At 44.4% G+C, this 7168-nt stretch carries 6 protein-coding genes and 1 pseudogene; 4 read left to right on the forward strand and 3 right to left on the reverse strand.

What is annotated here, in order from left to right; genetic code table 11:
• Nucleotides 1-101: 101 nt before the first annotated feature.
• The 3 genes and pseudogenes from rhuM to BIY37_RS00325 all read left to right on the forward strand — a co-directional run.
• Nucleotides 102-257: pseudogene (gene rhuM / locus BIY37_RS14175) on the forward strand (RhuM family protein); the annotation flags it as partial.
• A gap of 99 nt (nucleotides 258-356) precedes the next feature.
• Nucleotides 357-590: a GIY-YIG nuclease family protein gene (locus tag BIY37_RS00320; protein WP_201789356.1), complete on the forward strand. Its 234-nt coding sequence runs from the start codon at nucleotides 357-359 to the stop codon at nucleotides 588-590.
• Nucleotides 591-748: 158 nt separating this feature from the next.
• Nucleotides 749-1078 (forward strand): type I restriction endonuclease, encoded by a 330-nt coding sequence (locus BIY37_RS00325; RefSeq protein WP_070065860.1) that lies wholly within the window; start codon nucleotides 749-751, stop codon nucleotides 1076-1078.
• A gap of 58 nt (nucleotides 1079-1136) precedes the next feature.
• On the opposite strand, the gene BIY37_RS00330 is transcribed toward BIY37_RS00325, so the two are convergent.
• Together BIY37_RS00330 and mqnE are read right to left on the reverse strand one after the other, a co-directional pair.
• Nucleotides 1137-3062, reverse strand: coding sequence for an FAD-dependent oxidoreductase (locus BIY37_RS00330; protein WP_070065863.1), 1926 nt, complete (start codon nucleotides 3060-3062; stop codon nucleotides 1137-1139).
• Nucleotides 3063-3321: 259 nt separating this feature from the next.
• Nucleotides 3322-4443: an aminofutalosine synthase MqnE gene (mqnE, locus tag BIY37_RS00335; RefSeq protein ID WP_070065861.1), complete on the reverse strand. Its 1122-nt coding sequence runs from the start codon at nucleotides 4441-4443 to the stop codon at nucleotides 3322-3324.
• 258 nt (nucleotides 4444-4701) lie between these two features.
• On the opposite strand from mqnE, the gene BIY37_RS00340 reads away from it, so the two are divergent.
• The gene (locus BIY37_RS00340) at nucleotides 4702-5796 is read left to right on the forward strand and encodes a DUF362 domain-containing protein (protein ID WP_070065862.1); all 1095 of its coding nucleotides are present in this window, start codon (nucleotides 4702-4704) and stop codon (nucleotides 5794-5796) included.
• Between the two features lie 84 nt (nucleotides 5797-5880).
• Here BIY37_RS00340 and BIY37_RS00345 read toward each other — a convergent pair whose 3' ends face one another.
• On the reverse strand, nucleotides 5881-6558 hold the full coding sequence (locus tag BIY37_RS00345) for an HAD family hydrolase (RefSeq protein WP_201789357.1): 678 nt from the start codon (nucleotides 6556-6558) through the stop codon (nucleotides 5881-5883).
• Nucleotides 6559-7168 lie beyond the last annotated feature (610 nt).

The following is a 7168-nucleotide window of genomic DNA, read 5'->3' on the forward strand; positions in this document are numbered from 1 at the left end:
ATGCAAAATCCTATTTTAACCAGTAAAATCGGGCATTTCAAACAACTTCATCTCTTTCGATAAAAAAATCACGCTTGGTTAAGGGCCAGACAACTTAAACGTTAAAAGAACTCATCATCGAAGATTTTGTATTGGATGATGACCGGCTCAAGCAAGATAAGCTCTTTGGCAAGGATTACCTTGGTGAACCCCCGGAACGTATTCGGGAAGTACGGGCCAGTGAAAGGCGTTTCTATCAGAAAATTACCGATATTTACCAGCATAGATAAATTTCATGACAAATGGCAAAATGTCATTGCGAGGGCCTTTTCCGAAGCAATCTTTTTATAATGCCAGATTCAATCAGGGTATTTGCAATGGACAAATTACACTCTGTTTACATAATGATGAATAGAAGTAATGCGGTGCTCTATACAGGGGTAACAAATAATCTCAGAAGAAGAGTGCATGAACATAATGAGAAAAAGGTCGAAGGGTTTACAAAAAAGTGTAACATTACAAAATTAGTATATTACGAGATATTTCGTGACGTGAAAGACGCCATATCCCGGGAGAAGCAAATTAAGGGTGGCTCAAGGGCTAAAAAGTAGAGTTAATGAATGGAATGAAGCAGGATGGAAGGAGCTCTATGACGGTTTATGAGATTGCTTCGTCGTTTCACTCCTCGCAATGACAGGCGAGGGTAGTCTTTTGTCTGTTGAAGACATGTGCGGTTTTCATCCTTTGGATACTATAAAAGCCGAGGCACATGAGCATAATTACCGAAAGCGATATTGAACAATATACTATTGAGGAGTTAGAAACCCTGGGCTTCCTGTTCCTTCACGAGCCAGCTATTGCTCCCGCTGGTGAGTTTTCTGAACGACAGGCTTACCGTGATACTGTTTTAGTGGGCAGGCTTAGAGTTGCCATTCAAAGGCTTAATCCAAACATCCCTGCGGATGCCGGGGAACAGGCGTTTCGCGAAGTGCTGCGTGTAAATTCGCCTGAATTGCTCACCAAAAACGAGGCATTCTACCATCTCCCTGTTCAAGGAGAAACAAAGTTACTAAAAAGAAAGATTTCCCCATGCGCATGAAAAATGTCGCTTAAAAAACTTTCTAAAAAAAGTTTTTACACGACGATGCCATAATGCGCTAGATTCTCATCCCGATCTCTACACCTTCAGCGACGGCTTCAAGCGCAGTCCGGCCTTCTGCAGCGTCACCGATCGTAAAGAACTCAGGAACAAGGGATTTGACAGAGTCTGCAAGTGCGATGTTCGGCTGATGGAGAACGGGAATAACAACGGCGTCAAACCCATCGAGTTTTTGATCAGCCTCCCTTCGGCGATTGATAACGATATAATTAGGCCCAACCTCAACAACTTTTGTGTTGACGTGCAATTGAGCGCCCATCTTCTTAAGGCGTTCACAAACATGAAACCGGGGATGTGCGACTAATCCCAATCCCAACATACGCCTCATTTCTATGAGGGTAACCTTCTTCCCTCTGGTAACAAGAAAGTCAGCAAGCTCACATCCCTCAGGCCCCCCGCCTACGACGGCAATGTTGCTCCCAAGGGAATCTACGTTTGTAAAGGCTTTCTTAACGTTGATTGTACGGTTCGTTTGCGTGCCCGGGATCTCAACAGGCACGCTCCTGGCTCCGTGCGCAAGAACGACTATGTCGGGAGAAAATCGTTTGATTGATTCTGCAGTTGCTTCTGTGTTAAGCTGAATTGCAACGTTGGCTTTTTTAGCCTGAAGTATTAAATAATCGAGAAATCTTCCTAATAACTCCTTCCCGGGCGCCAGGGATGCATAACAGAAACTTCCTCCAAGCTGCGACTCTTTTTCCCACAGGGTAACTTTATGCCCCCGCGTTGATAAGACCTGAGCGGCTGAAAGTCCTGCAGGCCCGCCTCCAACAATGAGTATGTTTTTTTGCTGGGTAGTTTTTTTTGTGTGATATACCCCTTCTTTGCCAATATACGGGTTGACCGTACATACAAGCCTTTTGTCGGAGATACTTTCTATACACCGGTTACAGCTTATGCAGGTTCTTATGTCATCAGACCTGCCTTCCTTCACCTTGTTAGGGAAGTGTGGATCGGCGATAAGGGTTCGTCCCAATACAATACAGTCTGCCTTGTTTTCCTGTAATATATTTTCAGCCATAGCAGGATCTAAAATCCTGCCAACAGCGAAAACGGGTATTTTTACAACAGATTTAATGCCTGCTGCAAGATGAACAAAACATCCTTCTTCTAAATAATAACAAGGTATATTAAAAAATGCAGATGCGTAGTTGCACGCGGAAACGTGGATCGCGCTTGCACCGGCCTTTTCTAAGATTCTGGCAATCTCCCTGCTTTCTTCCAATTTCAGTCCCGTAGGGGTATATTCGTCCGCACTGATACGACAAATAACAGGATACTCTTTGGGTGTGCGCTTTCGGATACCTTCAACAATTTCCTGAGCAAATCGAGAACGGCGGATCGTGTCTCCTCCGTAATCATCTGTACGTATGTTAGATTCCGGTGAAAGAAATTGATTTACCAGATACCCATGTGCCATATGAATTTCAACACCATCAAATCCTGCATTTACAGCACGAACAGCGCCTTGAATAAATTTGTCAATTATATCCTTGATCTCTTCATTTGTTAATTCCCTGGGGATTTCCTTGGTCAAAGGGCTCGGAATGGCAGACGGAGACACTGGTTTTAGGCCGGTAAAATACGGTAATGCCTCTTTCCCTGCATGACTCAATTGAATAACAACCTTTCCATTCACGGCATGGATGCAGTCTGTGAGTCTTTTTAAACCGGGAGTAAAAGAGTCGTCGTATATGCAAAGCATTCCGTCATTGACTCTACCGGCAAGATCGACAGCAGTATTTTCCAGGGTAATATAACCCACCCCACCAAGAGCGCGCTCTTTGTAGTAAGCAATAATCTCCTCTGTCACAAAGCCTTCTTTTGTACATAAATGGGTCTCCATGGGAGACATCACCATACGATTTTTTACATCCAGAGAACCTATCTTAAAGGGACTGAAGAGTTTCGGAAAAGCATTCATGAATTTTAAAGACCTCCCCACCTGAACAAACAAGAAAAGACTATTTTTTTATATGATTTGGAATCATTATTCACAACTCGTGACCTTCAATAAATATTGATATTCTTTAGTACAGATCAGTCACAGAAAATTTCTTTGAATCACCCCTAAAAATGAACTGAGGAGACTGTTTCGTAATACTATTAGCCGTAAAACTTCTGATCGGCAATGCAAAAGGCATCTTCCATTATGCGGCCTTTTACATCGGGCTAAAATTGACTTATACTTTTTGGAGCATGAAATCCCGTTGCTCTCTCTGCACGGAATTATACAGGGTGTCTCTTTCTATAGGCTCACGGCCAGCCTCTTTGATGAGTTTGATGATTTCCCGGACGGATAACGTTTCTGGTGTTTCCGCACCGGCGGCGTGGGTTATCCTTTCCTCCTGCACCGTTCCATCAATATCGTCCACACCAAAACTGAGAGAAACCTGGGATAGCTTGATTCCCAGCATAATCCAATATGCCTTGATATGGTCAAAGTTGTCGAGCATCAACCGGCTTATGGAAATGACTTTTAAATCTAACATGGCAGTAGTACCCGAACTATTCGACAGTTCGGTATTTTTTGGATGAAATGCAAGCGGAATAAAAGCCAGGAATCCACCGGTTTCGCCCTGAACCTTCCTCAGCTTCAGAAGATGGCTGATCCTGTCCTCGGGTGTTTCAATATGGCCGTATAGCATCGTTGCATTGCTTCGCAATCCCATGGCGTGTGCCTCACGCATTACCTGTAACCATCCTTCGCCACTGAGTTTTTCCGGACAAAGTTGTTCCCGGATTTCCGGGGAAAAGACCTCAGCGCCCCCCCCCGGCATGGAGCCTAATCCAGCCTCTTTGAGTTCTTTCAATGTCTGACGTATGGAAAGCCTTGCTATTTGTGATAAATGTTCAATTTCCACCGCAGTGAACGCCTGTATGTGAACGTCGTGGCAGCTTTCATGAATCGCACGAATCATTTTTATATAAAAATCAAAGGGAAGATCCGGATGCAGTCCACCCACGATATGGAGCTCCTTTGCGCCTTCTTCAACTGCGGCCATGGCCTTTTCCAGAATTTCTTCTAGAGCCATTTCATAGGAGCCCGACTCTCCCTTGTTCCTGCTAAAGGCGCAGAATTTACAGCGGTTCTTGCAGATGTTGGAGTAGTTAATATGACGATTGGTAATATAGTACGCATGATTGCCGTTTTTTCGCTCACGAATGATATTTGCTACATGGCCGATAGGAAGGATATCGTTGGACTTGAATAGCCGCACGCCGTCTTCGAAGCTTAGTCGTTCTCCGTGCTCTGCCTTTTGAAGGATATCATATATGGGCGACGATTGTAGTAATTTTTTCATTTCTAAAAAATATCAGAATCTAACGCTAAAATCAAGCACTATGTCCCTTTTTATGACTGCCAGCAGACCCTGATATGACATTGTAACAGATTCGCGTATGCTTTGAAATTAAAGCCAATCCGTTGAAACAACAAATGTTTTTCCATTGATTTTCAATACCTTCTCTGTCTTAATATCTCTAAAGTGTACTAAATTTAGCATAAGAGAGTTCTGTGATTAGGGATTGAAGATGCTTTTGTTGTTTCATGGAGAACGATTATGAAGAGTAAGGTCTATTTCATCAAAGTAAATAACGGTGAAGATGTTGCTTCCGTTGCACAAAAGGCGAGGTGGCTTTTTGACTTTGCCGGTTTTGAGGAGACGATTGCTACGAATGACATGGTGGCAGTGAAGACCAGTTTTGGTGAAAAAGGAAACATTGGCCATCTCAAACCTCCTATTATTAAAGCTGTTGTCGATAAGGTTAAGGATTGTAAAGGGAAACCGTTCTTAATAGAGACGAATACCTTGTATGTCGGTCGCCGTACCAATGCCGTTGATCATATCTCACATGCCCACGAACACGGTTTTAGTTACGAAAATGTTGGGGCTCCGGTTATCATTGGAGACGGGCTTTTTGGTGAGCATAGTGTGCAGGTAGAGATCAACCAGAAACTCTGTAAATATGCGCATGTAGCCGGCGTGGCACAAGCGGCGAATGTCATTATCTCCATCGCACACGTGACTGGACACCTGGCCACCGGCATGGGTGCTACCTTGAAGAACATTGGGATGGGACTCTCCGCGCGTGGCGGAAAACTTTCCCAGCACTCGGGAGTAATCCCTCAAATCCTGAAGAAACGCTGCAATACCTGTGGTGCATGTGGTAAATGGTGCCCGGTGGGGGCAATTCAGGTGGGTGAGCAGTTCGCCGTCATCGATCCCAAAATATGCATTGGGTGCGGGGAATGTCTGGCCGTTTGCCAGTTCGGTGCGGTAAAAATTGCATGGGATGAAAATACGGTTAACCTTCAAAAAAAGGTGGCAGAATATTGTCTGGCCATTTTGAGCAGGAAGTCAGGTAGGGCCGTCTTTTTCAACTTTTTAACCCATATTACCAGGCATTGTGATTGTATGGACAAACCCTTTAAACCTGATATTGCGGATATCGGCATTGTTGCGTCCAGGGACCCTGTTGCCGTTGAGAAGGCAACGGCGGATATTATCGGTGACCACATTGGAACGGACTTCTTTAAAGACGCCTGGCCTCAAATTGATTATACCATTCAAATTGCCTATGCACAGGAGATTGGTCTGGGCAGCATGGATTACGAGTTGATACCCTGCGAACAAGGTGCAGGTGTCGCAGTTTAGATGAAAGGGCAGGTGTTCCCAAACAATCACCCGCTCATTGGATTTCTCAATCTTGTCTAAAAAATTTCAGCGATAAAAAATCCATTACACAACGATATCCAGAATACGCAGAAGCTCTGTTGGTCTTTTGATCAATAGTTGTGCACCATTGGTCAGCAATTCTTGTGCGGAACGGAAACCCCAGAGGGCTCCAACGGGAAACATACCCGCCGTCACAGCGGTCTTCATGTCAATAGCGGTATCGCCAAGGTAGACAAACTGTGATGGCAAAATATTGAGAAGCCGGGAGATTTCGATAGCACCGGATGGGTCCGGCTTGAGAGGGACGGAGTCACGCTGCCCCAACACGGGGTTAAAGTTCCATTGTGGGAGAAATTCACTTACACACCGCTTTGTAAAATCATCCGGTTTGTTTGATAAAACAGCCATTTTTATGTCGTACCCTACCAGTGCATCAAGCATCTCTGCCACCCCGTCGTAAGGTCTGGTCTTTATCTTCCACCCTCGTTCATATTCAGCGCGGAATGCCTGGACACAGTCGTAAATAGTAGCATCATTCCGTCTGTCCTCAGGAAGTGCACGTCTTATCAGCACAACAGCGCCATCGCCAACCATGTTGCGATATGCATCTATATCATGCGCAGGAAAACCGTTTCTTTTTAAAACACGATTCGCAGCAGTGCCCAAATCTTCCAGGGTATCAAGCAGCGTTCCGTCAAGATCAAAGATAATGGCTTTAAATGGTATAGCATCTGTTTTCATAACTAATCCGGTTCCGCCTTGCTCATACTCACAAGATTCGTATCTTATGACTTATCAAGTTGGTGCATTGCAGCTATTTTATCCGAGTGGTACAAACAGGCATTGTTTGTTCGTACCTTTGTAAAAGGATTGAATACCCGCTCCTTCCGAGTGTTACCATTGCATAGTTCCAGCAAGTTTCAAAAAAATGATCTACAAACAACATTAGGTAAGTTCGGTACGTACAAACTCTGTTTGTTCATACCACCCAATATAAATCATGATTTGTAAACCTTTACATAATACCACCCATGAGAGAATTGGATGCTTTTCATATAATTCTGCTATCATGGGCTGACATATTTAGGGTATACGATAACATGCCAACGGCGATAAAATAAAGAGAAAAATACCAGGTGAGAAAGGTCCGCGTGAACTGACGAAACATGGTTCGTATGGAAACGAGCAAAGGAGGATATCCTCTGATAACGAAAAACGTGGTGCTCACATCGTAGTTTTCCATAACCCGGCGAAAGATGCTGGGCAGTCTGCTGGTTGGCGCTGGTGTCTTGCTAACCCGACCTTCGCAATTCGAGGGGTGTATGAGCTGCTAAGCCAGCAAATACAAGGG

The sequence above is a fragment of the Candidatus Brocadia sapporoensis genome (assembly GCF_001753675.2).
GTDB lineage: Bacteria > Planctomycetota > Brocadiia > Brocadiales > Brocadiaceae > Brocadia > Brocadia sapporoensis.